We start from the raw sequence: 245 nt of genomic DNA on the forward strand, positions 1-245 counted from the left end.
GCGTGACGCGTGTTCATAGCCGCTGGGTGTGTATTTCTTCGGGAATTATATTAATCCTGTTTGGCATGGTGCCAAAAATGGCGGTGCTGGTCGCCTCCATTCCGCAATTTGTGCTGGGCGGCGCTGGGCTGGTGATGTTCGGCATGGTACTGGCGACAGGGATTCGAATTCTGTCGCGCTGTAACTACACCACCAACCGTTACAACCTCTATATTGTGGCGATCAGTCTCGGCGTTGGCATGACT

General features: G+C 53.5%; 1 protein-coding gene. It reads left to right on the plus strand.

Going from position 1 to position 245, the window contains the following annotated elements; genetic code table 11:
* Positions 1–245, plus strand: a 245-nt coding sequence (locus SB756_RS33895) for a solute carrier family 23 protein (protein WP_410913740.1), incomplete at both ends; no start/stop codon positions are given.

Source organism: Pseudomonas sp. SIMBA_068 (assembly GCF_046534705.1).
Lineage (GTDB): Bacteria > Pseudomonadota > Gammaproteobacteria > Pseudomonadales > Pseudomonadaceae > Aquipseudomonas > Aquipseudomonas putida.